Source organism: Pseudomonas fragi (assembly GCF_900105835.1).
Classification (GTDB): domain Bacteria; phylum Pseudomonadota; class Gammaproteobacteria; order Pseudomonadales; family Pseudomonadaceae; genus Aquipseudomonas; species Aquipseudomonas fragi.
Window position 1 is genome coordinate 3,852,273 of record NZ_LT629783.1, and the last position, 25,818, is coordinate 3,878,090.

Sequence of the window (25,818 nt, forward strand, 5' to 3'; positions counted from 1 at the left end):
GTTTACCTTATGGAACGTAAGCTGCCCACGCAGTCTGGCACTCGTTAGTAAGACCTTGGCATTAGACCTGTCAGAAATCGTTACTGAAGAGCGGCTTTTAGTGGCGGCGTTCAACGATATATCGTGCCAATTCGCGCAGCGGCTCGGCAGCTGCATCAAAATGTCGCAGGGCGTTGAGCGCCTGGTCGCGCAGTTCCAGTGCATAGCCTTTGGCCTGCTCCAGACCCATCAGCGCCGGGTAGGTCGGCTTGTCCCGCGCGATGTCGGCACCCTGGCGTTTGCCCAGGGTCGCGGTATCGCTTTCAACATCGAGGATGTCGTCCTGCACCTGAAATGCCAGGCCAATGGCGCGTGCGTAGACATTCAATGCCTGCAGGTTTTCAGCGGTTGCGTTGCCGCTGGCCAGGGCGCCCAGTTGCACGCTGGCTTCGATCAGGGCGCCGGTTTTGTGCCGGTGCATGTTTTCAAGGGCAGCCTGATCGAGCTTGAGGCCAACCGAGCCCAGGTCGATTGCTTGCCCGCCCACCATGCCCGCCGGGCCTGCAGCCAGGGCCAGGGCCGTCACCATGCGCAAGCGCGTATCGGCATCCAGGTCGCTCAGGCGCGGGTCGAGCAGTGCGCTGAACGCCAGGCTTTGCAGGCCGTCGCCCGCCAGGATGGCGCAGGCTTCGTCGAAGGCTTTATGGGTGGTTGGCTGGCCGCGACGCAGATCGTCATCGTCCATTGCGGGCAAATCATCATGCACCAGCGAATAGGCGTGGATCAGCTCCACGGCACAGGCCGCACCATTGGCTTGTTCAGGTGCGCTGCCCAGAGCCTGGCAGGCCGCATAGGCCAGCAGCGGGCGAACCCGCTTGCCACCGTTCATGACGCTGTAGCGCATGGCCTCGTAAAGGCGCGCCAGCTCCGGTGCCGGAGCGACAAACAAGAGTTCAAGCGCCGCGTTGACACGGGCCTGGCTGCTGATTTGATAAGCATCAATCATTCGGACTGTTCCGCATCAAAAGGCTCTTGGGCCAGTTCACCATCGCGTTCAAGCAGGATCTGCACTTTCTGTTCGGCCTGGGCCAGTGCGCCCTGGCAATCACGGGTCAGGCGGATGCCTTGTTCAAAGGCAGTCAGAGAGTCTTCCAGCGACAGCTCGCCATTTTCCAGACGCTCGACCAGTGTTTGCAGGTCAGCAAGTGACTGCTCGAAATCCAGGGAAGCTTTTTTGCGGGCCATGGCGGCATTCTCGGTAGGCGTTAAAACCGGCTGACACTAGCAGACGGCGGGTTTTGGGGCAAATCGACAGGGCCCCCATGTATTCAGATGAAGGTGTTTTCTAAGGGGTACCCAGGCGCCGACCGGCAACTTTCCGGTGGCGGGCAACCCTGGCAGGCGCGGGTGAGCGGCGAACAATCGTGCCCTGCATCAATAGGTCTTTTGCTCAGTGGTCTATGGTAAAGGCCGGCTGGACTCTGACCTATTGTTGAAAGGAAACCAACGAATGAAACTCTCAGGAAAGATTGCATTGGTAACAGGGGCGGCCCAGGGCATTGGTCGCGGCATCGCACTGCGACTGGCCAGGGATGGCGCCGACATTGCACTGGTTGACCTGAACCTGGACAAGCTGCGCCACGTTGCCGAAGAAGTGCAGGCACTGGGGCGCAAGGCCGTCACCTTTGTGGCCGACGTGGGCGACCGCGAACAGGTGTTCTCGGCAGTTGATTACGCCCATAACCAGCTTGGCGGGCTGGACATCATGGTCAACAACGCGGGTATCTCCCAGGTCAAACCGTTGGCCGATGTCACCCAGGAAGAAGTCGAGCGCATCTACCGCATCAACGTGCAGGGCACCTTGTGGGGGATTCAGGCGGCGGCCGAGAAATTCCAGGCGCTCAAGCGCAAGGGTAAAATCATCAATGCCAGCTCCATTGCCGGTCACGAAGGCTATGCCCTGCTAGGGGTGTATTCCTCCACCAAATTCGCCGTGCGTGCCCTGACCCAGGCGGCGGCGAAAGAACTGGCAGTACACGGCATCACCGTCAACGCCTACTGCCCGGGTGTGGTGGGGACCGATATGTGGGTGGATATCGACAAGCGCATGTCGGAAATCACCGGCGCACCGATTGGCGCGACTTACGAGAAATTCGTCAGCGGCATTGCCCTGGGCCGGGCTGAAACCCCGGAAGACGTAGCGGCGTTCGTGGCTTACCTCGCCAGCCCGGATGCGGACTATATGACCGGTCAGGCGCCACTGATTGATGGCGGGTTGGTGTTCCGCTAAGCCTCGCAATTGCATTCCTTGTGCAGGAGCGGGCTAGAGGTTGGAGCAGGCCCGTTCCCTCCTGCACCTGGTGTTAACGCCAGATCAGGTTACGGGCCGAGTCGAAAATTCTCGGACGCTTCACTGGAGTGAAAGCGAAGCTTCGTACAAAAAAGCTGAGTTTGAAGGCTTATTTTGTGCGCCCTGCCAGCGATTGCATCTGTGCCCTGCAGATGTCTCAAGCACGCTGGCGTGGCCACGAGAGAAAAAGCCATGCGTGAAATTCCTGTTGGTTTGAGTGCGCAGCCCGAGGGTTACAGTGACTGGTTGAGCGACCTTAAAGGCCGCATTCATGGCGCCCAGCAGCGCGCCACTTTGGCGGTGAACCGCGAGCTGGTGCTGCTGTACTGGCAAATCGGTTACGACATTTTGACCCGCCAGACGCAGCAAGGGTGGGGCACGAAAGTGATTGAACGTCTGGCGCTGGATCTGCGTGCAGCCTTCCCGGACATGAAAGGCTTCTCGCTGCGCAACCTCAAATACATGCGTGCCTTTGCCCAGGCATGGCCTGACACGGCAATAGTGCAGCAGGCTGTTGCACAATTGCCTTGGGGGCACAATCTGGTGCTGCTGGACAAACTCCCCGGCCCCGAGACCCGCCGCTGGTATGCCGCCAAGGCCATCGAGCATAACTGGTCGCGAAATACGCTGGTCATGCAGATCCAGAACCGTTTACTGGAGCGCAGCGGCAAGGCCGTGAGTAATTTTGAAATCTTTTTGCCCAAACCCCAGTCCGATCTGGCCCGTGAGTCGTTGAAAGATCCCTATCGCTTTGACTTTCTTGGTCTTGGCGCTGATGCCCATGAGCGAGAGATTGAAAGAGCTCTGGTCAGGCATGTGACTGATTTCTTGCTGGAGCTGGGCGCAGGATTTGCCTTCGTCGGCAAACAAGTGCTTTTGAATGTGGGAGGTGATGAGTTTTTCATCGACCTGCTGTTCTACCACCTCAAGCTGCGCTGCTATGTAGTGGTTGAACTCAAGGCCGGTAAATTCAAACCGGAGCACCTTGGGCAGTTGGGTTTTTATCTGGCCGCCGTGGATGGGCAAGTCAAGGATCCCCAGGACAGCCCCACCATCGGCCTGTTGCTGTGCTCCAGCAAGAACAAGGTGGTGGCCGAGTACGCCTTGCGCGATAACACCCGGCCCATTGGCGTAGCCGAGTACCAGTTGGTGGACTCCCTGCCGGCAGAGTTGCAGACCAGTTTGCCCAGCATCGAACAAATCGAGCGTGAGCTGGCAGGTGATGGCATCGCTATCGAGGAATGATGGTGGGTGATCGAGGGTTTTTTCAGGCATTAAAAAGCCGGCTTGTGGCCGGCTTCTCGGGGGCGGGTTTGGTTTATTTTTGGTAAACCGTACTCGCCTTCAATCGGGACATCCAGTGCAGTGCAGCTGGGTGTGGGGCGGGGCGGCTTTTTGCTGCCGGGCCCTGCATTCCGGCTCGCTGGCTGCGAGGGGGATGCGCAAGTGCGGCGAATCATACTGGGGTTTGCGGACTTTTCCCAGACCCAAGGCTATTCGTCCAGCGTGCAAGGCACTCGCGGTCGTCTGCTGTTAAGCGTGGACCACCAGAATACCCAACCCAGTATCCGTATCTGCTGGGACTGCACTTGCACGGCATTGAACACTTCGTCCGGATACTCCCGGCTGCTGTGGCAGCGCAAACGCAGGCCATTGCCGGGCAGGCGGTAAACGTAGCGGATGCGCAGCATGCCATCCTGCTCAAGGGCATAGATTTCGCCGTCGACGATTTGCGTCAGGCTGCGGTCGATGGCCACCGTGGAGCCGTCCTGGATTCGGTGGGCCATGCTATTGCCGATCATGGGTGCGCAAATGGCCTGGTCGGGGCTGACGTCCAGAGCCTGTAAGGTTGAACAACTGAGCCGCACGGTGCAATCGGGCATTCTCACCACCCGGGTCTTGCCTGAGCCATCGGGGTGCAAGGACTCATTGTAGAGCGGCACCTCAATGTCATCGGCAGCAGCCGGTTTGTGTTGCCCTGGCACCTGGTCCGGCGAGGTTTCGTCGTTGCTGCTGGCAAGGCCCGGATGCTTGACGCCTTCACCCGTGCGCAACCAGCGGCTGTTGACGCACAGCAGCTCGGCGATTTCGTCCAGGCGAGCCATGGGGATGCCCCGTTTGAACCAGTTGTTGACGTGCTGCGGCGTAACGCGGCGATTGGCTGCGAAGTCCGAAGCGGTTAAATGGCACTCCCGCAGGAGGGCTTTCAGGCGATCACCGGATGTATTCATGAACACAGAGTCTACGGGCAAGCCAAGCCCGTTTAAATAAACTAAGCGTTCAATAAAAGCAGAATAAAACTAGAAAATTCCTAGGGTTGCAGAGTTATTTCCTACATCGGTTGACTGGTCATCTGTGTGTCGTAAACAGGCTGTGTTATTGCGTTTATGCGGGCATAAAAAAACCCCGGCGAGCCGGGGTTTTCTTGACCGTTTGCTTAGCCTTTGTAGGCAGCAACCGATTTGGTGATTTCGGCACGGGCAGCTTCAGCGTCGCCCCAACCTTCGATCTTCACCCATTTGCCTTTTTCGAGATCTTTGTAGTTCTCGAAGAAGTGCTGGATCTGCTGGATCAGCAGAGGTGGCAGGTCGGTGTACTCTTTCACGTCAACGTACAGCTGGGACAGCTTGTCGTGAGGCACTGCAACCACTTTGGCATCGCCGCCGCCGTCGTCAGTCATGTGCAGGATGCCAACCGGGCGAGCACGGATAACCGAACCTGGAGCTACCGGGTAAGGGGTCACTACCAGCACGTCCAGCGGGTCACCGTCGTCTGCCAGGGTGTTAGGGATAAAACCGTAGTTGGCCGGGTAGAACATCGGGGTGGCCATGAAGCGGTCAACGAACAGGCAATCGCTGTCTTTGTCGATTTCATATTTGATCGGCGCGTGGTTAGCCGGAATCTCGATAGCGACGTAGATGTCATTCGGCAGGTCTTTGCCAGCCGGAATCTTGCTGTAGCTCATTGGGCGGTGCCCCCGTTAGTAGGCCAGTTTGGTTGGCCGATTTGGCCAAAAAGTGGCGGCGATTATAGGCGTATTCCTATAAGGACGTCACCCTTGGGCGATCAGTGCTGCGCGCGGTATTCGGGGTGTTCGGTTTGCAGCTGCCTGAGGCGGGCAAGCGTGTCCTGACGATAGAACAGGCTCAACTGTTGATAGACCAGCGGGTAGGCATGGCTCAACAGGTCTGGCGCGCTGAAAAAATACTCGCTGGTCACCGCAAAGAACTCCGCCGGGTTTTCGGCCGCATAGGGGTCGATAGGCGCGTGATCGGGGTTATGGTGATCCAGGTAATGGTTGAGGTGGTCGTAGGCCTGTTGCATGGCCTGGGTCCAGTCTTTGACCTGCATGCTGCTGTGCAAGGGCGGCATGCCATTGGCGGCGCCATTGAGCATGTCGAGCTTGTGCGCCAGTTCGTGGATCACCAGGTTGTAGCCTTCCCAGCCGCCGCTGGCCAGCACGCCCGGCCACGCCAGAACAACGGGGCCGTGCTGCCAGGCTTCGCCGCTGTGATGACCTTCCCATTCGTGTTCGACTCCGCTGGAGTCGCGATGGCGCTGGGGGCTGATGAAGTCGTCGGGGTAGAGCACGATTTCGTGAAAGCCCTGATACCAGTCCAGATCACCCAGGTTAAGCAGCGGCAGTTGTGCCTGAGCGGCCAGCAACAGCCGGCCCTCTTCAGTCAGTTCAACCCCGGGCATGGGGGTCAGGTGCTTGTCTTGCAGAAACAATACGCTGCTGTCGCGCAGCCATTTGTCCTGCTCGTCAGTCAGCCCGTCGAGAATGCTCAGATGCTGGCGCACGGTGTGCCAGACGTCAGACGCGACCGGGTGTTGCGCCAGGATTCGCTGGCGCCGCCATTCACTTAGAGACCACATGGTGGCGCCGTCCCGATCAGGCTTTGGCTTTGACTGGGGTTCGGCCCAGGCGGCTGCGGATCACGCCAATGATCATCGGTACCAGCGACAGCAGGATGATGCCCACCACCAGCAACGACAGGTTCTTCTTGATAAAGGGCACGTTGCCGAAGAAGTAACCCAGGGTCACCAGGCCGCCGACCCACAAGATCGTGCCAAACACGCTGAACATAAAGAAGCGCGGGTAGAACATGCGTGCCACACCGGCAACAAACGGGGCGAAGGTGCGGAAGATCGGCAGGAAGCGCGCCATCGTTACGGTTTTGCCGCCATGACGCTCATAGAAGTCGTGGGTTTTTTCCAGGTAGTCGCGACGGAAAATTTTCGAGTTCGGGTTACTGAACAAGCGTTCGCCTGCCGTTCGTCCGATAACGTAGTTGGTACTGTCGCCCATGATCGCAGCCAGCATCAGCAAGCCTGCGAGCAGTACCGGGTCCATGCCGCCACCTGCAGCTACGGCGCCCGCGATAAAGAGCAGCGAATCACCCGGCAAAAAAGGCATCACTACCAGGCCGGTTTCGCAAAAAATCACCAGAAACAGGATGGCGTAGATCCATGGCCCGTAATTGTTTACCAGCATGTCGAGGTACACATCGAGGTGCAGGATAATGTCGATCGGGTTGAAATCCATGTGAAGCACCTGTGTTGATGACCCGGCTCTGCAGGTCTGTGCGGGTAGGGATGCGTAGTTAACTACAACAATTGTAGTTTTTTCGTACTTTTTTGAAGAATCGGATTATACGGATTGAGACAAATTCTGCAGGTTGAGTTTGTAGCGAAGCGTGTATTGAGGGTGACAGGGTACTCAATTGACCGTTAATCACGGCGTGAATGAGTGGGAGCCTGGCTTGCCAGCGATGCAGGCCCCTGGTCTCGATAGCAACCGCGTTGATGCCATCGTGGGCAAGCCCGGCTCCCACAGGAATTACTCGCCCTTTAGCAGGAAGTTTTCGCTGGGCGCCTCCATATCCAGCGTCTGCACCTGCGCTTCATCCTTCAGATTCACCCCCGATAATTGCCGACGGCAGGCTTCGCGCATCAGGTACGCCAGCCGATGAGCGGCCATGCCGTAGCTCAGGCCTTCAAGCCGTACATTGGAAATACAGTTGCGATACGCATCGGTCAGGCCGATTTTTGGCGCATAGGTGAAATACAGCCCCAGGCTGTCGGGGGAACTCAGGCCGGGACGTTCGCCGATCAGCATCACCACCATGCGGGCGCCCAGCAGTTCGCCAATTTCGTCGGCCACCGCGACACGGCCTTGCTCCACCAATATCACCGGCGACAACGACCAGCCGTCGGTCGCCGTATGTTCCTCCATGCGCGCCAAAAAAGGCAGGGTATGGCGATGCACGGCCAGCGCTGACAAACCGTCGGCCACCACCACAGCTACGTCGATGCCGCCCGGGTTGGCTGCGGCGTAGTCGCGTAGTCGCTGGGCAGAATCGTCGTTGAGCTTGCGCCCCAGGTCCGGACGCTGCAGATAGCTATGGCGGTCAGCTGCGGCACTGTGCAACAGCAGGCTTGCGCGGCCGCGCTCGGCCAACTGTGTACTCAGGCCCGGATGATCAAACGGCAAATGCACCGCATCTCGTGCCTGGGCGTGGGCAAACTGGAAGTCGAGCTGGGCCTGGGTCGGCAGGCTGGTGCCGGTGCGGCCCAGGGCAATCCGCGCCGGGGTCAGGCGGCGCAGCTCCAGCCACGGGTTAAGGTTGTCGGCCATATTTAGCGCCCTCCCAAATGAGCCAGTGCCTGGCGAAATGCCGGCGGCAGTTGCTGGCCGAACTCGATGCGGCCATCGCTCTGGGTAAAAATGCCGACCTTGCTCAGCCACTGTTCAAACTCGGGTGCTGGCTTGAGCCCCAGGGTTTTGCGCGCATACAGCGCGTCATGGAAGGACGTGGTCTGGTAGTTGAGCATGATGTCGTCCGACCCCGGGATGCCCATGATGAAGTTGATTCCGGCTACGCCCAGCAACGTCAACAGGGTGTCCATGTCGTCCTGGTCGGCTTCGGCGTGGTTGGTGTAGCAGATGTCACAGCCCATCGGCACGCCCAGCAGCTTGCCGCAGAAGTGGTCTTCAAGGCCCGCGCGGATGATCTGCTTGCCGTTGTACAGGTACTCGGGGCCGATAAAACCGACCACGGTGTTGACCAGAAACGGCTTGAAATGCCGTGCCACAGCGTAAGCGCGGGTTTCGCAGGTTTGTTGATCCACGCCGAAATGGGCATTGGCCGACAGCGCGCTGCCTTGCCCAGTCTCGAAATACATCAGGTTATTGCCCAGCGTGCCGCGGTTGAGGCTCAAGCCGGCGTCGTAGCCTTCCTGCAAAATATTCAGATTGATGCCAAAACTGGCGTTGGCCGCTTCGGTGCCAGCTATCGATTGAAATACCAGGTCCAGCGGCACACCGCGGTTGATCGCTTCGATCGAGGTGGTGACGTGGGTGAGCACGCAGGACTGAGTGGGGATTTCATAGCGCTGGATGATCGCATCGAGCATGTTCAGCAAATCGCAGATTGAAGCAATGCTGTCGGTGGCCGGGTTGATGCCGATCATGGCGTCGCCGTTGCCGTAGAGCAGGCCGTCGAGAATGCTGGCGGCAATCCCGGCCGGATCATCGGTGGGGTGGTTGGGTTGCAGGCGGGTCGACAGGCGGCCGCGCAGGCCCATGGTGCCGCGAAATTGGGTGACCACACGAATTTTCTGGGCCACCAGAATCAGGTCTTGCACGCGCATGATTTTCGACACGGCGGCGGCCATTTCCGGGGTCAGGCCCGGCGCCAGGGCGCGCAGGCTGTGCTCGTCGGCGGCGTCGCTGAGCAACCAGTCGCGAAACCCGCCAACGGTCAGGTGGCTGACCGTGGCGAAGGCTTGCAGGTCATGGCTGTCGATGATCAGCCGGGTGACTTCGTCGGTCTCATAAGGGATCAGCATTTCTTGCAGGAAATAGGCGAGCGGGATGTCAGCCAGGGCCATTTGCGCAGCGACCCGTTCACCGTCGTTTTGCGCCGCCACACCGGCCAGGAAATCCCCGGATCGCGCCGGGCTGGCCTTGGCCATCACGTCTTTAAGGCTATCGAAACGGTAGGTCTGGGTGCCAACCGCATGTGAGAAAGTTGCCATTTGGGTGCTCCATGACGCCAGACGCGAAGCGTCTGGCGGATTCTCAGCGGTTAGTGCAAGGCCTTTTCGGCTTGTTGAATAGCCGCAAATTCCTCTTCCGGCGTACCGGCCACTAAATGGTGGCGACTGTAGAAAGCGAAGTAGGCAATTAATACTCCATAGATCACCGCGGCGCCAATCACCACGCGTGGATCAACCAGGAAACCGGCTACCACCGCCACACAGGCAAGCACCAAAGCAGTGCCCGACGTGAAAATCCCGCCCGGAGTGCGATACGGGCGCTCCATTTTAGGGCGACGAATACGCAGGGTGATGTGAGCAGCCATCATCAGCACATAGGAAATGGTCGCGCCAAATACCGCCACCAGAATCAGCAAATCGCCCTGGCCGGTCAGCGACAGGCCAAAGCCGATAATGCCGGGGATGATCAGGGCCAGCACCGGCGCCTTGCTTTTATTGGTTTCGGACAGCTTGCGCGGCAAGTAACCCGCACGGGACAAGGCGAAGATCTGACGCGAGTAGGCGTAAATGATCGAGAAGAAACTGGCGATCAAACCGGCCAGCCCCACCAGGTTCACAAAGCCGCCCATCCAGGTCGAGCCACCGTAGGCCTTGCTCAGGGCTTCAACCAGCGGGTTGCCCGATGCCATCAAGTGGTGCGCGCCGGCGCCGCCCGGGCCGATCACCAGAATCAGCAGGGCAAAGGTGGCCAGTACCAACATGGCGCCGATCAGCCCGCGAGGCAGGTCACGCTTGGGGTTTTTGGTTTCTTCGGCGGCCAGCGGCACGCCTTCCACGGCGAGGAAAAACCAGATCGCGTAAGGGATGGCGGCCCATACGCCGACATAACCGAACGGCAGGAAGGTGCTGGCGCCCTTGGCCTCGGTAACCGGGATATCCAGCAGGTTGGCGACGCTGAAGTGCGGCACCATCGCGACCAGAAATACCCCCAGGGCAATGGCAGCGACGGCGGTGATGATAAACATCAGCTTGAGCGCTTCGCCGACCCCGAAAATGTGGATGCCGATAAAGATGATGTAGAACGCCAGGTAGATCATCCAGCCGCCAATACCGAACAGCGACTCGCAATAGGCGCCGATAAAACAGGCAATGGCCGCGGGGGCGATGGCGTATTCGATCAGGATCGCGGTGCCGGTGAGAAATCCGCCCCAGGGCCCGAAAGCGCTGCGGGCAAAACCGTAGCCGCCGCCGGCCGTGGGGATCATCGAGGACAGTTCGGCCAGGGAAAAGCACATGCACAAGTACATGGTGGCCATCAGCAGTGTGGCGATAAACATCCCGCCCCAGCCGCCCTGGGCCAGGCCGAAGTTCCAGCCGGCGTAGTCACCGGAAATCACATAGGCCACACCCAGGCCCACCAGCAGGACCCAGCCGGCAGCGCCTTTTTTAAGTTCACGTTGTTGGAAATATTCGGAGCCGACTTTTTCGAAGTCGACAGAGGACGCCGCCGCAGCTGCAGTTGGTTCGCTAGGCATGGGAATTCACCTGTTCTTTTATAGTTTGAGAAAATATGACAGGGAGATAAGCAAGAGCTGGGCCACAGGGCCTTGTGTAGCAGCTGCCGCAGGCTGCGTCCGGCGGCGAAGCCGTCGCAAGTTCAAACAATGCGGTCGTACAGAAACACCGCATTATCAGGATTTACGACGGCTTCGCCGCCGGACGCAGCCTTCGGCAGCTGCTACGGGGCGAGCGTAGGGGTTAGAAGAAACCCAGCGGGTTGATGTCGTAGCTCACCAGCAGGTTTTTGGTTTGCTGGTAGTGGTCGAGCATCATCTTGTGGGTTTCACGGCCAACACCGGATTTTTTGTAACCACCGAACGCGGCGTGGGCCGGGTACAGGTGATAGCAGTTGGTCCACACGCGACCGGCCTTGATCGCCCGGCCCATGCGGTAGGCGCGGTTGATGTCGCGCGTCCACAGCCCGGCACCCAGACCAAACTCGGTGTCGTTGGCAATCGCCAGTGCTTCGGCTTCGTCCTTGAAGGTGGTGATGCTGACCACCGGGCCAAAGATTTCTTCCTGGAACACGCGCATTTTGTTGGTGCCCTTGAGCAGGGTCGGCTGGATGTAATAGCCGGTTGCCAGGTCGCCTTCGAGCTTGGCCACGGCACCGCCGGTGAGCAGTTGCGCGCCTTCTTTTTTAGCGATTTCAAGGTAGGACAGGATCTTGTCGAATTGCTGCTCGGAGGCCTGGGCGCCGACCATGGTGTCGGTGTCCAGCGGGTCACCGCGCTTGATCGACTCGACCTTTTTCATCACCACTTTCATGAATTCGTCGTAGATCGATTCCTGGATCAGCGCACGGCTCGGGCAGGTACACACTTCGCCCTGGTTGAAGAACGCCAGCACCAGGCCTTCTGCGGCCTTTTCAATAAAGGTTGGTTCGGCCTGCATGATGTCTTCGAAGAAGATGTTCGGCGACTTGCCGCCCAGCTCGACGGTGGACGGAATGATATTTTCCGCCGCGCATTTCATGATGTGCGAGCCCACAGGCGTGGAGCCGGTGAACGCGATTTTGGCGATGCGCTTGCTGGTGGCCAGCGCTTCGCCTGCTTCCTTGCCGAAACCTTGCACCACGTTAAGCACGCCCGGTGGCAGCAGGTCGCCGATCAGCTCCATCAGCACGGTGATGCTCAGCGGGGTTTGCTCGGCAGGCTTGAGTACGATGCAGTTGCCGGCAGCCAGTGCCGGGGCGAGTTTCCAGGCGGCCATCAGCAGCGGGAAGTTCCACGGGATAATCTGCCCGACCACGCCCAGCGGTTCGTGGATGTGATAGGCCACGGTGTTGCCGTCGATCTCGGCGGCGCTGCCTTCCTGGGCGCGGATGCAACCGGCGTAGTAGCGGAAGTGGTCGGCGGCCAGCGGCACGTCGGCATTCAGGGTTTCGCGCACGGCCTTGCCGTTGTCCCAGGTTTCGGAAACGGCCAGCAGTTCAAGGTTCTGTTCGATACGATCAGCGATTTTCAGCAGTACCAGCGAGCGCGCCTGCACGCTGGTGGCGCCCCAGGCATCAGCAGCGGCATGGGCGGCGTCGAGGGCCTTGTCGATGTCTTCGGCGGTCGAGCGCGGGAATTCGGCGATGGCTTTGCCGTTTACAGGCGAGGTATTGGTGAAGTACTGGCCTTTGACGGGCGCCACGAATTCGCCGCCGATGTAGTTACCGTAGCGGCTCTTGAACGAGACGATCGAGCCTTCAGTACCGGGTTGTGCGTAACGCATGGTAGGTGTCTCCTGGCTTTATTGTGCTTATGGGAGGACGCGCTGTGGCGCTGTTACAAGCAGGAGCAAGGGCTGGGCCAGAATGGTGAAACCCTTGCTGGCCGGGGCTTTGCGGGTTTAAGGGGGGCGTTGGGGCAGGGCGGATGTCACCGTTGTGGCACAGTGGCTGTGACAATTTGTACCATCGCTGGTACAAGCGATGACCGGCGGGTCAGTTCGCGATTGCAATGGCCGGTGAGCAAGAGGATGCTGGGTGTTCGGTTTGGACTGGATCCTTGTTGCCGCTGAGGGAAGTTTGCCTCTGATGAGCACGGGACCGCCGAGACAGAGCGGAGAACAATAAGAAATGCACAGTACTGATCTGCGCCGTCATGCACGGCAAGTCATTGATGTCACCCAGGGCCGCCCTCAGGGGTGCGATCCGTCTATCGTCCGCTCCTGGCAGCGCTGCCTGGAGGACTATCACCTCGACCCCACGCAAACCATCGCCCCCACCGTGCTTGAGCAAAGTCGCATCCTTGAAGGCCGTGAGCGTTTGCAGCAGGTGCTGAAAATCGCCGGTCACGAAATGAACAGCCTGCACCAGCAGCTCTCCGGTGCCGGGCACGCGGTACTGCTGACCGATGCCCGCGGCGTGATCCTCAACTGCGTTACTGCCCCCTCCGAGCGCAAGGTGTTCGAGCAGGCCGGGTTGTGGCTGGGCGCGGACTGGAGCGAGGCGCGGGAGGGCACCAACGGCATCGGCACCTGCCTGGTGGAGCGCCAGGCCCTGACCATTCACCAGGACGAACACTTTCGCGGGCGCCACACCGGCCTGACCTGTTCGGCCAGCCCGGTGTTCGACCCGCAGGGCGAGTTGCTGGCTGTGCTCGACGTGTCTTCGGCACGGCATGAGGCTTCGCGCCAGAGCCAGTTTCACACGATGGCGTTGGTCAATCTGTCGGCGAAAATCATCGAAAACAGCTACTTCCTGGGGCATTTCGAAAATCAGTGGCTGCTGCGCTTTCATCTGCAGGCCGAGTCTGTGGGGTTGTTCAGTGAAGGCATGCTGGCGTTTGATGGCGACGGGGTGATCTGCGCAGTCAACCAAAGCGCCTTGAACCTGTTGGGCCATATGCGTGACAGCTTGCTGGGGCTGTCGGTCGACACTGTGTTCGATTGCCCGCGCGATGAGCTGTTCAGCCGGGCCACACCCCAGGCCGGTACCAGTTGGCCGTTGCGCACCCGCGACGGGCGCCGATTGTTTGCGGCCCTGCGCGGTCAGCCGCGACATGTGCCAGCCCCGGTCGTCGTGCAGGCTGAGCCCACGCGTGCGCGCCCGAGCGGTATCTGCCTGGGGGATGAGGCGCTGCAGGAGGATTTTCGCCGGGCATTGCGGGTGTTTGAACGCGATGTGCCGCTACTGGTCAACGGTGAAACCGGTTCGGGCAAGGAGGCGTTTGCCAAGGCCGTGCATGAGGCCAGCTTGCGTAGCAGCAGGCCTTTTGTGGCGCTCAATTGCGCGTCGATCCCCGAAAGCCTGATCGAGAGTGAGCTGTTCGGCTATCGCGGCGGCAGTTTTACCGGAGCGCGCAAGGAGGGCATGCAGGGCAAGTTGCAGCAGGCCGATGGCGGCACCTTGTTCCTGGACGAAATCGGCGATATGCCGCTGGCGTTGCAGACCCGCCTGTTAAGGGTGCTGGAAGACCGGCTGGTGGTGCCCATTGGTGGCGAGCCGCTGGCAGTCAACGTGCGCATCATCAGTGCCACCCACCGCAATTTGCAGGAGCGTGTGGCCGACGGCAGTTTCCGCGAAGACCTTTTTTACCGCCTCAACGGGCTGGAAGTCGGCTTGCCGGCGTTGCGCGAGCGCACGGACAAATCCCAGTTGCTGGACTTTTTACTGGCTGAAGAGGCGGCCGGGCAAAGGCTGCGGATCACACCTGCGGCGCGTGAGGCGCTGCTGGGGTTCTCGTGGCCGGGCAACGTGCGCCAATTGCGCACGGTGCTGCGTACCCTGGCGGCGCTGTGCGAGGGCGACGTCATCCAGTTTGAGGACTTGCCGGCCGTTATTCGCCTGGCGCCGGTCAAGGCGCCCGAGCCCTGTGAACACCCGCTCGAAGATGCCGAAAAACAGGCGTTGATCCTGGCACTGGAGCTGCACCGCTGGCACATGACCCATACCGCCCTGCAACTGGGGGTGAGCCGCAATACGCTGTATAGAAAGCTGCGCAAGCATGGGATTGAACGCTGAGCAGAGTGACTTGAGCATGTGGGAGCGGGCTTGCTCGCGATGGTATCAGCGCGGTCTGTCAGGCAAATCGCGGTGATGCCTTCGCGAGCAAGCCCGCTCCCACAACAGCGATGTGTGTGAGCGTCGATCAGAATCATCAGGTGCTAAAACAACCCTCCTACGCTACCCTTCCTCGATGATTTACGAGGTCGACTATGCACATTCATATTCTTGGTATTTGCGGCACTTTCATGGGCTCGCTGGCGGTGTTGGCCAAAGAACTGGGCCATCACGTTACAGGTTCTGACGCCAACGTCTATCCGCCGATGAGCACCCAGTTGCAGGCTCAAGGCATTGAGTTGACCCAGGGCTACGATCCTGCGCAGCTCGATCCGGCCCCTGATTTGGTGGTCATTGGCAACGCGCTGTCCCGTGGCAACCCGGCGGTGGAGTACGTTCTCAACAAGGGCCTGCCTTATGTGTCCGGCCCGCAATGGCTGGCCGACCATGTGCTGCAGGGCCGCTGGGTGCTGGCCGTGGCCGGTACCCACGGTAAAACCACCACCAGCAGCATGCTGGCCTGGGTGCTGGAGCACGCGGGCATGGCCCCGGGGTTCCTGATCGGCGGCGTTCCGCAGAACTTTGCCGTGTCGGCCCGTTTGGGTGACACGCCGTTTTTTGTGGTGGAAGCCGATGAATATGACAGTGCCTTCTTCGACAAGCGCTCCAAGTTTGTTCATTACCGCCCGCGTACGGCGATCCTGAATAATCTTGAGTTCGATCATGCGGACATCTTTCCGGATTTGCCGGCCATTGAGCGGCAATTCCACCATCTGGTGCGTACCATTCCGAGTGAAGGGCTGGTGATCCACCCGACCACCGAGCCTGCATTGCAGCGCGTGATCGAAATGGGTTGCTGGACCCCGGTACAGACCACGGGCGTTGACGGCCAATGGCAAGCCAGGTTGCTCAGCGACGACGGATCACGTTTTGACGTGCTGTTTGAAAGCGTGCTGCAAGGTACCGTCGAGTGGGACATGACCGGCCAGCACAACGTCGCCAATGCCCTGGCGACCCTGGCAGCTGCCCGCCATGTAGGCGTAGTGCCGAGCATGGCCATTGACGGGCTGAGTGCTTTCAAAAGCGTGAAACGGCGCATGGAAAAGGTTGCCGAAGTTCACGGTATTACCATCTACGACGACTTTGCCCACCACCCGACGGCGATCGCGACCACCCTTGATGGTCTGCGCAAGCATATTGGTGATGCACCGCTGATTGCAGTGATCGAGCCGCGTTCCAACTCCATGAAGCTGGGTGCCCACCGTGATGGCCTGCCGCAAAGCGTGGTGCAGGCCGATCACGTGGTCTGGTACGCCCCGGCGAATCTTGGCTGGGATCTGGCAGCAACAGTTGCATCGAGCCCGGTGCCGACCAACGTCTGTGATTCGCTGGAGGCCATCATTGCCGAGGTCAAAACCCGGGTTAAACCCGGCACCCATGTGGTGATCATGAGCAACGGCGGCTTCGGCGGCCTGCATGGCAAACTGGCGGAAGCGCTGCAATGAGTGGCCCTGAGCGCATTACCCTGGCGGTTACCGGTGCTTCCGGCATGCCTTACGCCTTGCGTCTGCTCGATTGCCTGGTGCGAGAAGACCGCGAAGTCCACTTCCTGATCTCCAAGGCCGCTCAATTGGTCATGGCGACCGAAACGGACGTCAATCTACCGCCCAAGCCACAGGCAATGCAGACGTTTCTGACTGAATACACGGGCGCTGCCGCCGGGCAGATTCGCGTATACGGCAAGGAAGACTGGATGTCGCCAGTCGCCTCAGGGTCGGGAGCACCTGCGGCGATGGTGGTCGTGCCGTGTTCCACCGGCACCCTGTCGGCGATTGCCACCGGGGCTTGCAACAACCTGATCGAGCGGGCAGCCGATGTGACGCTCAAGGAGCGCCGCCAGCTGATTCTGGTACCGCGTGAGGCGCCGTATTCCAGTATTCACCTGGAAAACATGCTCAAGCTGTCCAATATGGGCGCGGTGATCGTGCCGGCATCGCCGGGCTTCTATCACCAGCCACAGACCATTGATGACCTGGTGGATTTTGTGGTGGCGCGCATTCTCAATCTGCTCAATATTCCCCAGGACATGCTGCCGCGCTGGGGTGAGCATCATGTTGGCGGCGATGAGTAAGGCGCTACTGGCACTGCTGGTAGCGGCTCTGGTGTGTGGATGTGCCAGCGTTCGCACGCTGGATGCCGCCAAGCCCGGCGCGCCTGTGGTCTATTCGGGAACCCGGCTGGACCTGTATGCGCTGGAGGGCGGGTGTTGTGCCAAGGATCGCTTTGGCGCCGAGGCACCGCGCCACCCCGGCCTGGACCTGCCCGCCAGCGCGCTGCTCGATACCGTGCTGTTGCCGTTGTCCGTGCTGACGGTGCTGGGTGTGGGGTTTCAGGCCAGCGGCGGCCTGTAGTCAGCAGGCTGGGTGATTACTTGCCCAGTTTGCGCAGCTCATCGGATTCGATCACCCGCACTCCGTCCTGCTCTTCCAGTGCCAGTCGCCACAGCGCACGCGCGAGTTGGCAGGCTTCAATGCCGTGGTACTTGCCCGGAATCAGCTTGGACAATGGCCCGGCGATCTGTTCGGCCAGGCGGGGCTCGATGCGATCACCCAGTAGCAGCGACGGGCGTGCGATGGTCAGTTGCGGCCAGTTCTGGGCGCGTAATGATTGCTCCATCTCGCCTTTGACCCGGTTGTAAAACACCGAGGATTTGGGGGCGGCGCCAATCGCGCTGACCACCACCAGATGGCGTGCGCCCATTTCCCGGGCGCGTTTGGCGAAAGCCACCACCATGTCATGGTCGACGGCGCGGAAGGCGGCTTCGGAGCCGGCCTGTTTGATCGTGGTGCCCAGGCAGCAGAAAGCCACATCGACCCGGCCACTGAGCTGGGGCAGGAACACCACCGGGTCACCCACCGGGTTTTCCAGGCGCGGATGCGCCGCCAGGGGTTTGCGCGAAGGGGCAAGCACGCGGGTGATGGTGGGCTCATTGAGCAGGCGGTCGAGCAGCAGTTCGCCCGTAAGGCCAGTGGCCCCGGCGAGCAGGATATGTGACGGCGTCAAGTGCATAGTGTTTCTCCCTTGATACAAACAGCTTAGTCATTGCAGGGGTATTTGCTTACTGCAAAGCCTGTTTTGCCTGTTGCTGACGTAAGCGTTGCCAGTGGGTCAGAACGCCTTTTGGCGCCCATATTTGCGGTTCAGATGGCTCGTAGCCATCAGCCTGTTCGCGCTCGGCCACATACTGCTTGGCCAGCTTGAAGGCTTTTTGCGGATCGTCGGTCTGGTTCAGCGCCTGGGCAAACAAGGCATTGCCGAAATAGGTGAAGTCGGCTTCTTCCGAGCAGCCAAAGGACACCCGATCAGCCTGGGATGCGGTCATGATCAGGGTTTTTTCATCCTTGAGCGCGGGGATGAAACCACCCGAGTAGCAGGATGAAATCACGATGATCTTGTCGCGGTTTTTCAGCGGCGCCAGGGCTGCCGCCAGTTCGTCGGCGGGCAGATCGGCCAGCTCCATGCGCGGCTGGTCCAGTACCAGCTCGTGCTCCTGGGTGCCGTGACTGGTGAGGTAGATAAACACCAGGTCCTCGGGGCCGGTGCGCTCGGCCAGGGTTTTTGCGGCGCGGTGCAGGTTTTCGCGGGTGGCCATCGGGCGATCGAGCAGATGATCGCGGTGGTTGACCAGGGTGATCCGGCCACGGCTGCCAAAACGGCTGGTGAGCATGTCGCTGACGTAGTCGGCCTCGCGCTTGAACACGCTCTGCTTGCCGTCGCCTGCCAGTACCAGGCTGTACAGCTCGATGGCCGGGGTGGACGGGGCAACGTCGGCCAGGGCCTGGTTGAGCAGTGTGCCCTGATTGAGCAGGCCCAGCTCCAGCGGGTCGGGCAGGATCGCGCCCTTGGCATCGCGCACCCGCTGGCCGTTGAGCCAGTAGCCGCTTTGTACGGTGCCGTCGCTCAGGGTCAGGGTGCCCTGGCCCTGATAGGTGTCTGCGGCGAATTCGCCGTCATAGGTGCTGCCGTCAGGCATGCTCAAATGGCCGGAGCCATTGAAGCGCCATTCGTTGAACTGGCCGCGATAGTGGCTGCCGTCGATGCCGATCAGCTCGCCCTGGCCGGTCAAGGCGCCGTCCTTGAAGTCGCCGATCCATACATCGCCGTCGGCATTTTCGTAGCGGCCCTTGCCGTTGAGCTGGTTGTTCCTGAACGCGCCCTCATACTGGTCGCCGTCGGCGCTGTTGAACACGCCGTTGCCTTCCAGCTCGCCATTGACGAATTCGCCGACGAACTCATTGCCGCTGGCGTCGCTGCGCCGGCCGGTGCCGTGGGGCTTGCCGTGGGCAAACTGGCCCTGGTACTGGCTGCCGTCTTCCAGCTCCAGATGGCCGTCGCCCGAGAACTGGTCATCCTTGAAGTCGCCGCGATAGCTCAGGGAACCTTGCTTGAGCGTGCCCTCGCCCTCGCGGTTACCCAGCTTGAACCCGCCCTCGTAGGTGCTGTCGTGGGTCGTCAGGCGGCCCTGGCCGCTGTACAGGCCTTGGGCGAAATCGCCGCGATAGCTGTCGCCATTGCTGGCGTGCCACTCGCCCTGGCCGTGCCACTGGCCATTTTTGAAGCCCCCTGCGTACCAATTGCCGTTCGGGTAGTCGATACGGCCCTGGCCTTGCAGCAACCCGTTGACCACTTCGCCTCGGTAGCGTCCGCCATCGGGCAGGCGTGCGTCGGGGGGTGACAGTGATTCACCGTCACCACAGGCCGTCAGCAGCAGGGTCAAAGCAAGGGGGGCAAGTGGGCGCATAGCGGGATCCGGGTAATTAAGCCACCGAGTATGCCGTAGCAATACAGGCTGTCTATAGGCCCGGATGAAACATCAACAGTTATTCAATGCCAAGGTGTAAGCCTGGGCCGTTGGTCGGCGGGACGTGCTTATAATGCGGTACAAAAATATTCGCTGGAGAGGTGAAATGTTGTTACGCGGCTTGACTTGGCTGGTGCTGTTTCAATTGCTCGGCACAGCCCTCAATCACTTGTTCGTCCCTGTATTGCCTGGGCCTATTATCGGATTGTTGCTGCTGTTGGGCTTTTTGGTGGTGCGCGGTCAAGTCAGCGAGCCATTGAGTCAGGCTGCCAGCGGGCTGTTGCGCTATTTGCCGTTGTTGCTGGTGCCGCCTGCGGTGGGGGTGATGGTGTATGCCGCCGACATTGCCGCCGACTTCTGGGCCATTGTCGGGGCGCTGGTGCTGTCGCTGTTGATCTCGATGGCGTTTGTCGGGGTGTTGATGCAGCGCCTGCTCAAGAACCACAGCCATACCGAGGAGCGCCCATGAATATGCAATGGCAGGGCGCTTGGGAGTCCGTTATCCACCATCCGCTGTTTGGCATCGGTATCACCCTGGGCGCCTATCAGCTGGTGCTCGCCGCGTACGAAAAAACCCGCTGGATTTTCCTGCAACCGGTACTGGCTTCGATGCTGCTGGTGATCGGTGTGTTGCTCAGTTGCGGCTTGAGCTACGCGGAGTACCGTAAAAGCACCGATATCCTGAGCATTTTGCTGGGCCCCGCGACTGTGGCGCTGGCGGTGCCCTTGTACCTGAACCTGCGGCGCATCCGGCAGTTGTTCTGGCCCATTTTTACTACGCTGGTGATTGGGGGGGTGTTTGCCACCGCGCTGGTGGTGGGCCTGGCCTGGTGGTTCGGTGCCGAACACATGGTGCTGATGACCCTGGCGCCCAAATCCGTCACCTCGCCGATCGCCATGCTGGTGGCCGAGCAGATCGGTGGTGTTGCGGCGTTGGCGGCGGTATTTGTGTTGATCACCGGTGTGATCGGCGCGATTTGCGGGCCGGCCCTGCTGAATCTGTTGCGGGTCAGCAGCCCCGAGGCCCGGGGGATGGCGCTGGGCATGACGGCGCACGCAGTCGGCACGTCGGTGGCCCTGCAGGAAAGTGAAGAGTGCGGCGCCTTTGCGGCGTTGGCGATGAGTCTGATGGGTGTGGCTACGGCGGTGTTTTTGCCGTTGGCCGTGACCCTGGTGGTGTAAAGGTGAAGCTATGACGTTGCCGCTGTTTCCTTTGAATACCGTGCTGTTTCCGGGGTGCGTGCTGGATTTGCAGCTATTTGAAGCGCGCTACCTGGACATGATTGCCCGCTGCATGAAGCAGGGGACGGGCTTTGGTGTGGTGTGCATCCTCGATGGCCGGGAGGTTGGCGATGTGCCGCAGGGTATCGCCGGGATCGGTTGTGAAGCCCTGATTCGCGATTTTCAGCAGCAGGACAACGGCCTGCTGGGCATTCGCGTCGAAGGCGGGCGACGTTTTGAAGTGCTGGGCACGCAGGTGCAGCGCGACCAGTTACTGGTGGCTGAAGTCGAGTGGCTGGATGACGCCCCCGAGCAGCCGCTGCAGGAAGAGGACCAGGACCTGCTGGCCTTGCTCAAGGCCCTGGCCGAGCACCCCATGGTGGCGGCCCTGAACATGAGTACCGAGGTGGCGGGGCAGCAGTCCTTGTCCAATCAACTGGCGTACCTGTTGCCCTTTGCCGAGGCAGACAAGATCGAGCTGCTGCAGGTCAATGACCCGCAGCAGCGGCTGGACGGGATCCAGGTGCTGCTCGATGAGATCCAGGGCGAGGCCCTCAACTAAGGTCAGTAGGCGTAGCGCAGCAGCTCCCTGGACAAATGCGCGAGCATGAAAAACCCGTAGAGCGCGGTGACTGACGGCAAGATCAGCCACCAGACTTTTTGCGGGACCGGTGCCAGGGGCATGAAGCGCTGGCTCAGGGCCAGGGCAAACGCGTTGACGGTGATGGCGAGCAGGGCGCCTGCGGTGATGTCGGTCGGCCAGTGAGCGCCGAGGTACACCCGTGACATGGCCACGGTGATCGCCAGCAGACAGCCCAGTAATACCCAGGTGACGCGCATGCGCTGTGGCTGATTGCGCCCGGCGAGGATCGCCAGGGCGACAAAGAACGCAAAGGCGCCCGAACTGTGGCCGCTGGGCATGCTGTAGGTGGTCAGCGGGTCGGCCAGTACTTCGGGGCGTACCCGGGCGAAGAAGTGCTTGGTCGTTGTATTGGCCAGCGCGGTAACCAGCGTGACCCCGCCAAAGAACCACATGGCCCGCCACTGCCGGGTAAACAGCAAAATGACGCACACCAGTGCTGCCGCCAGAAATTGTGTGCGGAAGTTGCCGATTTGCGTCACCAGTACGGCGGCGGTGTCCAGGGTACTGCTGCGATGTTCTTGTACCAGGGCGGTGATGCCCTGATCGAAGGCGGTCATATGCGGATAACCGACAAAAACGGCCAGCAGCAGGGCGAGGCTGAGTGTGCCGATCAGCAGCGTGGTCCGGGGCTGGCGGCGGATGCTGGCATTGATGCTCAAGCCCAGCAGCGCGGCGAGGCCCACCGCTACGATGGCAGCCTGAGGCCAGAAGCCTTCAGGTAATGGCAGGCGAATGGCCGCGCCGGTCGCCCAGCCTGGCAGCAGGTACGCCACCGACCAGCCGGCACCCGCCAGCAGGCTGACGCCGATAAAACGCGGGATCGGCATGTCGCACATCCCTGCCACCATTGGCAGCATGGGGCGTAGCGGGCCGATAAAGCGCCCAACCAGCAGACTGACGATGCCATAACGATGGAAATAGCTCTCGGCGCCGTTCATCCACTCCGGGTGCGAGCGCAACAGGGGCAGGCGGCGGATGTTCTGATGGAAGCGTCTGCCCAGGGCGTAGGACACCGCGTCACCCAGCAGCCCGCCAAGAAAGCCCAGCAGCAGGGTTTGGCCCAGAGACAGGGCGCCGCTGCCAGCCATGACGGCAATGGCGAACAGCAACACGGTGCCGGGGACGATGATCCCGGCAATTGCCAGGCATTCGACGCAGGCCACAATAAATACCGCGAGGCCAAGCCACTGCGGGTTGGCTGTGAGCCAGCCGGTGATGCTATCGAGCCACGGGCCCATGTTTCGATTTCCTTGTCTGCGTTTGGGGTGTTTGCAGGGGCTACAGCCTTGAAGCTGGCCCGGCTCTATTTGTGGGAGCGGGCTTGCTCGCGATGCAGGCCCCGCGGTCTGTCAGGAAAAATGCGCTGATGCCATCGCGAGCAAGCCCGCTTCCACAGGGTCAGTTGTGTTCCAGGGTGATGAAGTCCCGCCCCTCAACCTGGCCACGGCGCAACGGGTTGCGGGTGCAGTACTTAGCGTAGTCAGCGTCCACAAAGCGATACATCAAATGCTCGTCCCGCCCGTGAGGGATGCCCAGGCGCGTGGTCTGGATGATTCGCGAAGGTCGTTGTGTGACGTCATCGACCCACAAACGTTCGGGGTCGAAACATTTTGCATCCCATTCACGCACTTTCAGGCCCAGCGCCTTGCACAGCAGGGTCTGCCCCGCGCAAAGTTTGTGTTGCGGGCGGGGGTGGCCTTGGGCATCGGGGTTGTTGCGTTGCATTTGCGCGAGGCTGTCAACGCCCGACAGCTCGTCCAGCCACGGATGGGCCGACTTGATCAGCACGGCATTGCCGGCCCCGTGGGCACTGAAATTCAGCGAATCACCGCCGCGGGCGTAATACATGTAGATGTTGCCGCCATCAAGAAACAGCGCCTTGCGTTTGTCGGTATAGCCCAGCGAGGCGTGGCTGCCCTTGTCGGCAAGGTAATAGGCTTCAGTCTCGATAATCCGTGCGCTGAGCCACAGGCCGTTGACCCGATGGCGAATGACTTTACCCAGCAGTTCGCGGGCAACAAGCTGGGCGTCACGGTCGAAAAAGGCATCAGGCAGCATTGTGGGCATGTGCAGGACGGTCAGTGGATAGCTGAAAAGGGGCAGATCATAGCAAGTCATGCTTAATCGGGGCTGAACGCAGTGTATTTACCGTCCATTTCGACCATCCGCCTGCCACCGCTGTGCGTAAGGCGGCTGGACCGCTATAATCGGCCGCTTTCCTCCCTGCCAAGACCCTTGAGACCATGACTGAGTCCGTTCTTGACTACATGACCCGCCTGGGTCGCGCTGCTCGCGAAGCTTCCCGCGTGATCGGCCGTGCCAGTACAGCGCAGAAAAACCGTGCCCTGCACGGCGCTGCTGCTGCACTGGACGCCGCTCGTCTGGAGCTGGTTGCCGCCAACGAACTGGACCTGGCCGCCGGCCGGGCCAACGGCCTGGAGCCGGCCATGCTGGAGCGCCTGGCGCTGACCCCTGCACGCATCGACAGCATGATTGTCGGTTTGCGTCAGGTGGCAAGCCTGCCAGACCCCATCGGCGCGATCCGCGACATGAGCTACCGCCCCTCGGGTATTCAGGTAGGCAAGATGCGGGTGCCGCTGGGTGTAGTGGGAATCATCTATGAGTCGCGCCCGAACGTGACCATCGATGCGGCCAGCCTGTGCTTGAAGTCGGGCAATGCCACCATCCTGCGCGGTGGTTCCGAGGCGATTCACTCCAACCGTGCCATTGCCGTGTGCATCCAGCGCGGCCTGGCCGAGGCCGGTTTGCCGCCGGCCGTGGTGCAAGTGGTTGAAGTGACCGATCGTGCCGCTGTCGGCGCGCTGATCACCATGCCCGAGTACGTAGATGTGATTGTGCCTCGTGGCGGCAAGGGCCTGATCGAACGGGTCAGCCGTGACGCCAAGGTGCCAGTTATCAAGCACCTTGACGGTATTTGTCATGTTTACGTCAGTGCCCATGCCGATCTGGCCAAGGCGCAGCGCATTGCCTTCAACGCCAAGACCTACCGTTATGGGATTTGCGGCGCGATGGAAACCCTGCTGGTGGATCAGGCCGTGGCGGCAGCGTTTTTGCCGGCAATGGCTGAACAATTTCGCGACAAAGGCGTCGAACTGCGCGGTTGCGAACGCACCCAGGCGCTGATCGACGTGGTTGCCGCTACCGAAGAAGACTGGAACACCGAGTACCTGGATGCAATCCTGTCGATTCGCATCGTTGACGGGCTGGACCAGGCGATTGAGCATATCAATCACTATGGCTCCCATCACACCGACTCGATCGTCACTGAACACCAGGGCGATGCCCGGCGTTTTATGGCCGAAGTGGACTCCAGTTCGGTGATGCTCAACACACCCACCTGCTTTGCCGATGGATTTGAATACGGATTGGGTGCGGAGATTGGCATTTCTACTGATAAGCTGCACGCCCGCGGCCCGGTGGGTCTCGAAGGTCTGACCTGCGAGAAGTACATTGTGGTCGGTGATGGCCAGTTGCGCGGCCAGGAGCCGGTCTGACTTGGCCACCCTGAAAGCGTCAGTGCCGGCCCCTGTGATCGACGTGTTACCCCAGCGCATTGGCGTACTGGGCGGAACCTTTGATCCGGTGCATATAGGCCATCTGCGTGGCGGGCTGGAAGTGGCGGAGATGATGGGGCTCGACGAGCTGCGTCTGACCCCCAACGCCAGGCCGCCTCACCGTGACACGCCACAAGTGTCGGCCCACGACCGTTTGGCGATGGTCGAGTGCGCGGTCGCAGGAGTGGCTACGCTGGTAGTGGACGCCCGGGAGCTGCAACGGGACAAACCGTCCTACACGATTGATACGCTGGAATTGATGCGGGCCGAGATGGCCGCGCATGACCAGCTGTTTTTACTGTTGGGCTGGGACGCGTTTTGCGGACTGCCCACATGGCATCGCTGGGAAGAGTTGCTCCAGCATTGCCATATCCTGGTGCTACAGCGCCCGGATGCCGACAGCGAACCGCCGGATGCCTTGCGCAACCTGCTGGCAGCGCGCTCGGTAAGCGACCCGCTGGCCCTGAAGGGGGCCAGCGGGCAGATTGCATTCGTTTGGCAGACGCCGCTCGCGGTATCCGCCACCCAGATCCGTCAACTGCTGGCCAGCGGTAAGTCGGTACGTTACCTGGTGCCCGACGCGGTCCTGGCCTACATCGATGCGCACGGGCTTTACCGTGCGTCGAACTGAAA

General features: G+C 60.6%; 25 protein-coding genes. 11 read left to right on the top strand and 14 right to left on the bottom strand.

The features are described 5' to 3' along the window. Window positions 1-97 precede the first annotated feature (97 nt). A complete protein-coding gene (gene ispA / locus BLU25_RS17695) occupies window positions 98-985 on the bottom strand; it encodes a (2E,6E)-farnesyl diphosphate synthase (protein ID WP_016779236.1) in 888 nt (295 codons plus the stop codon). After that, a complete protein-coding gene (locus tag BLU25_RS17700; RefSeq protein ID WP_016779237.1) occupies window positions 982-1,224 on the bottom strand; it encodes an exodeoxyribonuclease VII small subunit in 243 nt (80 codons plus the stop codon). Before BLU25_RS17700 ends, ispA begins: the two co-directional genes overlap by 4 nt. Window positions 1,225-1,489: 265 nt before the next feature. Between BLU25_RS17700 and BLU25_RS17705 the strand changes: the two genes are divergently transcribed. Both BLU25_RS17705 and BLU25_RS17710 read left to right on the top strand, forming a co-directional pair. Beyond that, complete coding sequence (locus BLU25_RS17705) at window positions 1,490-2,269, top strand: acetoin reductase (protein ID WP_016779238.1); 780 nt, start codon at window positions 1,490-1,492, stop codon at window positions 2,267-2,269. 252 nt (window positions 2,270-2,521) lie between these two features. Further along, window positions 2,522-3,574, top strand: coding sequence for a PDDEXK nuclease domain-containing protein (locus BLU25_RS17710; protein ID WP_016779239.1), 1,053 nt, complete (start codon window positions 2,522-2,524; stop codon window positions 3,572-3,574). Between the two features lie 248 nt (window positions 3,575-3,822). Here the strand turns inward: BLU25_RS17710 and BLU25_RS17715 are convergent, their stop codons facing one another. The 8 genes from BLU25_RS17715 to exaC all read right to left on the bottom strand — a co-directional run bounded on the left by BLU25_RS17715 (window position 3,823) and on the right by exaC (window position 12,613). Beyond that, window positions 3,823-4,560, bottom strand: a complete 738-nt coding sequence (locus BLU25_RS17715) for a LexA family transcriptional regulator (RefSeq protein WP_016779240.1) — start codon at window positions 4,558-4,560, stop codon at window positions 3,823-3,825. A gap of 206 nt (window positions 4,561-4,766) precedes the next feature. Then, window positions 4,767-5,294, bottom strand: coding sequence for an inorganic diphosphatase (gene ppa / locus BLU25_RS17720; protein WP_016779241.1), 528 nt, complete (start codon window positions 5,292-5,294; stop codon window positions 4,767-4,769). A gap of 101 nt (window positions 5,295-5,395) precedes the next feature. After that, complete coding sequence (locus BLU25_RS17725; protein WP_029611201.1) at window positions 5,396-6,208, bottom strand: M90 family metallopeptidase; 813 nt, start codon at window positions 6,206-6,208, stop codon at window positions 5,396-5,398. Between the two features lie 16 nt (window positions 6,209-6,224). After that, window positions 6,225-6,878, bottom strand: coding sequence for a DedA family protein (locus BLU25_RS17730; RefSeq protein WP_016779243.1), 654 nt, complete (start codon window positions 6,876-6,878; stop codon window positions 6,225-6,227). Between the two features lie 294 nt (window positions 6,879-7,172). Beyond that, window positions 7,173-7,970: an ethanolamine ammonia-lyase subunit EutC gene (eutC, locus tag BLU25_RS17735; RefSeq protein WP_016779244.1), complete on the bottom strand. Its 798-nt coding sequence runs from the start codon at window positions 7,968-7,970 to the stop codon at window positions 7,173-7,175. Between the two features lie 2 nt (window positions 7,971-7,972). After that, complete coding sequence (locus BLU25_RS17740; protein ID WP_016779245.1) at window positions 7,973-9,373, bottom strand: ethanolamine ammonia-lyase subunit EutB; 1,401 nt, start codon at window positions 9,371-9,373, stop codon at window positions 7,973-7,975. A gap of 50 nt (window positions 9,374-9,423) precedes the next feature. Continuing rightward, window positions 9,424-10,869 carry an ethanolamine permease gene (gene eat / locus BLU25_RS17745; RefSeq protein ID WP_016779246.1) on the bottom strand — a complete coding sequence of 482 codons (1,446 nt, stop codon included), beginning with the start codon at window positions 10,867-10,869 and terminating at the stop codon, window positions 9,424-9,426. 223 nt (window positions 10,870-11,092) lie between these two features. Next, window positions 11,093-12,613 carry an acetaldehyde dehydrogenase ExaC gene (gene exaC / locus BLU25_RS17750; RefSeq protein WP_016779247.1) on the bottom strand — a complete coding sequence of 507 codons (1,521 nt, stop codon included), beginning with the start codon at window positions 12,611-12,613 and terminating at the stop codon, window positions 11,093-11,095. A gap of 346 nt (window positions 12,614-12,959) precedes the next feature. Between exaC and BLU25_RS17755 the strand changes: the two genes are divergently transcribed. The 4 genes from BLU25_RS17755 to BLU25_RS17770 all read left to right on the top strand — a co-directional run bounded on the left by BLU25_RS17755 (window position 12,960) and on the right by BLU25_RS17770 (window position 17,296). Further along, window positions 12,960-14,846: a sigma-54-dependent Fis family transcriptional regulator gene (locus tag BLU25_RS17755; protein ID WP_083369751.1), complete on the top strand. Its 1,887-nt coding sequence runs from the start codon at window positions 12,960-12,962 to the stop codon at window positions 14,844-14,846. Window positions 14,847-15,040: 194 nt separating this feature from the next. After that, window positions 15,041-16,390 (top strand): UDP-N-acetylmuramate:L-alanyl-gamma-D-glutamyl-meso-diaminopimelate ligase, encoded by a 1,350-nt coding sequence (gene mpl / locus BLU25_RS17760; RefSeq protein WP_083369752.1) that lies wholly within the window; start codon window positions 15,041-15,043, stop codon window positions 16,388-16,390. Then, entirely contained in the window at window positions 16,387-17,016 is a 630-nt protein-coding gene (ubiX, locus tag BLU25_RS17765) for a flavin prenyltransferase UbiX (RefSeq protein ID WP_016779250.1), read from the top strand. The genes mpl and ubiX overlap by 4 nt, the downstream gene beginning before the upstream one ends. Further along, window positions 17,009-17,296, top strand: coding sequence for a YceK/YidQ family lipoprotein (locus BLU25_RS17770; protein ID WP_029611202.1), 288 nt, complete (start codon window positions 17,009-17,011; stop codon window positions 17,294-17,296). The genes ubiX and BLU25_RS17770 overlap by 8 nt, the downstream gene beginning before the upstream one ends. Before the next feature lie 16 nt (window positions 17,297-17,312). On the opposite strand, the gene BLU25_RS17775 is transcribed toward BLU25_RS17770, so the two are convergent. After that, complete coding sequence (locus tag BLU25_RS17775) at window positions 17,313-17,954, bottom strand: oxidoreductase (RefSeq protein ID WP_016779252.1); 642 nt, start codon at window positions 17,952-17,954, stop codon at window positions 17,313-17,315. Window positions 17,955-18,003: 49 nt separating this feature from the next. Next, a complete protein-coding gene (locus BLU25_RS17780; protein ID WP_016779253.1) occupies window positions 18,004-19,686 on the bottom strand; it encodes a C13 family peptidase in 1,683 nt (560 codons plus the stop codon). A gap of 166 nt (window positions 19,687-19,852) precedes the next feature. Between BLU25_RS17780 and BLU25_RS17785 the strand changes: the two genes are divergently transcribed. From BLU25_RS17785 to BLU25_RS17795, 3 genes are read left to right on the top strand one after another with little or no spacing between them, the layout of a single operon-like run. Next, window positions 19,853-20,215 (top strand): CidA/LrgA family protein, encoded by a 363-nt coding sequence (locus BLU25_RS17785; protein ID WP_016779254.1) that lies wholly within the window; start codon window positions 19,853-19,855, stop codon window positions 20,213-20,215. Between the two features lie 2 nt (window positions 20,216-20,217). Then, a complete protein-coding gene (locus BLU25_RS17790; protein ID WP_369782726.1) occupies window positions 20,218-20,928 on the top strand; it encodes an LrgB family protein in 711 nt (236 codons plus the stop codon). A 10-nt stretch (window positions 20,929-20,938) separates the two neighbouring features. Then, a complete protein-coding gene (locus BLU25_RS17795) occupies window positions 20,939-21,529 on the top strand; it encodes an LON peptidase substrate-binding domain-containing protein (RefSeq protein ID WP_016779256.1) in 591 nt (196 codons plus the stop codon). 2 nt (window positions 21,530-21,531) lie between these two features. Here the strand turns inward: BLU25_RS17795 and BLU25_RS17800 are convergent, their stop codons facing one another. Both BLU25_RS17800 and BLU25_RS17805 read right to left on the bottom strand, forming a co-directional pair. Further along, complete coding sequence (locus BLU25_RS17800; protein WP_083369753.1) at window positions 21,532-22,848, bottom strand: bifunctional DedA family/phosphatase PAP2 family protein; 1,317 nt, start codon at window positions 22,846-22,848, stop codon at window positions 21,532-21,534. Between the two features lie 160 nt (window positions 22,849-23,008). After that, on the bottom strand, window positions 23,009-23,677 hold the full coding sequence (locus BLU25_RS17805; RefSeq protein WP_037001118.1) for a DNA-3-methyladenine glycosylase: 669 nt from the start codon (window positions 23,675-23,677) through the stop codon (window positions 23,009-23,011). A 176-nt stretch (window positions 23,678-23,853) separates the two neighbouring features. Between BLU25_RS17805 and BLU25_RS17810 the strand changes: the two genes are divergently transcribed. Next, window positions 23,854-25,125, top strand: a complete 1,272-nt coding sequence (locus tag BLU25_RS17810; RefSeq protein WP_029611204.1) for a glutamate-5-semialdehyde dehydrogenase — start codon at window positions 23,854-23,856, stop codon at window positions 25,123-25,125. Further along, on the top strand, window positions 25,094-25,816 hold the full coding sequence (gene nadD, locus BLU25_RS17815; protein ID WP_083369754.1) for a nicotinate-nucleotide adenylyltransferase: 723 nt from the start codon (window positions 25,094-25,096) through the stop codon (window positions 25,814-25,816). The genes BLU25_RS17810 and nadD overlap by 32 nt, the downstream gene beginning before the upstream one ends. The last annotated feature ends 2 nt before the right edge of the window (window positions 25,817-25,818 follow it).

Coding starts and splice junctions, on each gene's coding strand:
- ispA (WP_016779236.1), bottom strand. CDS start 985: ATGATTGATGCTTATCAAATCAGCAGCCAGGCCCGTGTCAACGCGGCG.
- BLU25_RS17700 (WP_016779237.1), bottom strand. CDS start 1,224: ATGGCCCGCAAAAAAGCTTCCCTGGATTTCGAGCAGTCACTTGCTGAC.
- BLU25_RS17705 (WP_016779238.1), top strand. CDS start 1,490: ATGAAACTCTCAGGAAAGATTGCATTGGTAACAGGGGCGGCCCAGGGC.
- BLU25_RS17710 (WP_016779239.1), top strand. CDS start 2,522: ATGCGTGAAATTCCTGTTGGTTTGAGTGCGCAGCCCGAGGGTTACAGT.
- BLU25_RS17715 (WP_016779240.1), bottom strand. CDS start 4,560: ATGAATACATCCGGTGATCGCCTGAAAGCCCTCCTGCGGGAGTGCCAT.
- ppa (WP_016779241.1), bottom strand. CDS start 5,294: ATGAGCTACAGCAAGATTCCGGCTGGCAAAGACCTGCCGAATGACATC.
- BLU25_RS17725 (WP_029611201.1), bottom strand. CDS start 6,208: ATGTGGTCTCTAAGTGAATGGCGGCGCCAGCGAATCCTGGCGCAACAC.
- BLU25_RS17730 (WP_016779243.1), bottom strand. CDS start 6,878: ATGGATTTCAACCCGATCGACATTATCCTGCACCTCGATGTGTACCTC.
- eutC (WP_016779244.1), bottom strand. CDS start 7,970: ATGGCCGACAACCTTAACCCGTGGCTGGAGCTGCGCCGCCTGACCCCG.
- BLU25_RS17740 (WP_016779245.1), bottom strand. CDS start 9,373: ATGGCAACTTTCTCACATGCGGTTGGCACCCAGACCTACCGTTTCGAT.
- eat (WP_016779246.1), bottom strand. CDS start 10,869: ATGCCTAGCGAACCAACTGCAGCTGCGGCGGCGTCCTCTGTCGACTTC.
- exaC (WP_016779247.1), bottom strand. CDS start 12,613: ATGCGTTACGCACAACCCGGTACTGAAGGCTCGATCGTCTCGTTCAAG.
- BLU25_RS17755 (WP_083369751.1), top strand. CDS start 12,960: ATGCACAGTACTGATCTGCGCCGTCATGCACGGCAAGTCATTGATGTC.
- mpl (WP_083369752.1), top strand. CDS start 15,041: ATGCACATTCATATTCTTGGTATTTGCGGCACTTTCATGGGCTCGCTG.
- ubiX (WP_016779250.1), top strand. CDS start 16,387: ATGAGTGGCCCTGAGCGCATTACCCTGGCGGTTACCGGTGCTTCCGGC.
- BLU25_RS17770 (WP_029611202.1), top strand. CDS start 17,009: ATGAGTAAGGCGCTACTGGCACTGCTGGTAGCGGCTCTGGTGTGTGGA.
- BLU25_RS17775 (WP_016779252.1), bottom strand. CDS start 17,954: ATGCACTTGACGCCGTCACATATCCTGCTCGCCGGGGCCACTGGCCTT.
- BLU25_RS17780 (WP_016779253.1), bottom strand. CDS start 19,686: ATGCGCCCACTTGCCCCCCTTGCTTTGACCCTGCTGCTGACGGCCTGT.
- BLU25_RS17785 (WP_016779254.1), top strand. CDS start 19,853: ATGTTGTTACGCGGCTTGACTTGGCTGGTGCTGTTTCAATTGCTCGGC.
- BLU25_RS17790 (WP_369782726.1), top strand. CDS start 20,218: ATGCAATGGCAGGGCGCTTGGGAGTCCGTTATCCACCATCCGCTGTTT.
- BLU25_RS17795 (WP_016779256.1), top strand. CDS start 20,939: ATGACGTTGCCGCTGTTTCCTTTGAATACCGTGCTGTTTCCGGGGTGC.
- BLU25_RS17800 (WP_083369753.1), bottom strand. CDS start 22,848: ATGGGCCCGTGGCTCGATAGCATCACCGGCTGGCTCACAGCCAACCCG.
- BLU25_RS17805 (WP_037001118.1), bottom strand. CDS start 23,677: ATGCCCACAATGCTGCCTGATGCCTTTTTCGACCGTGACGCCCAGCTT.
- BLU25_RS17810 (WP_029611204.1), top strand. CDS start 23,854: ATGACTGAGTCCGTTCTTGACTACATGACCCGCCTGGGTCGCGCTGCT.
- nadD (WP_083369754.1), top strand. CDS start 25,094: ATGGCCAGTTGCGCGGCCAGGAGCCGGTCTGACTTGGCCACCCTGAAA.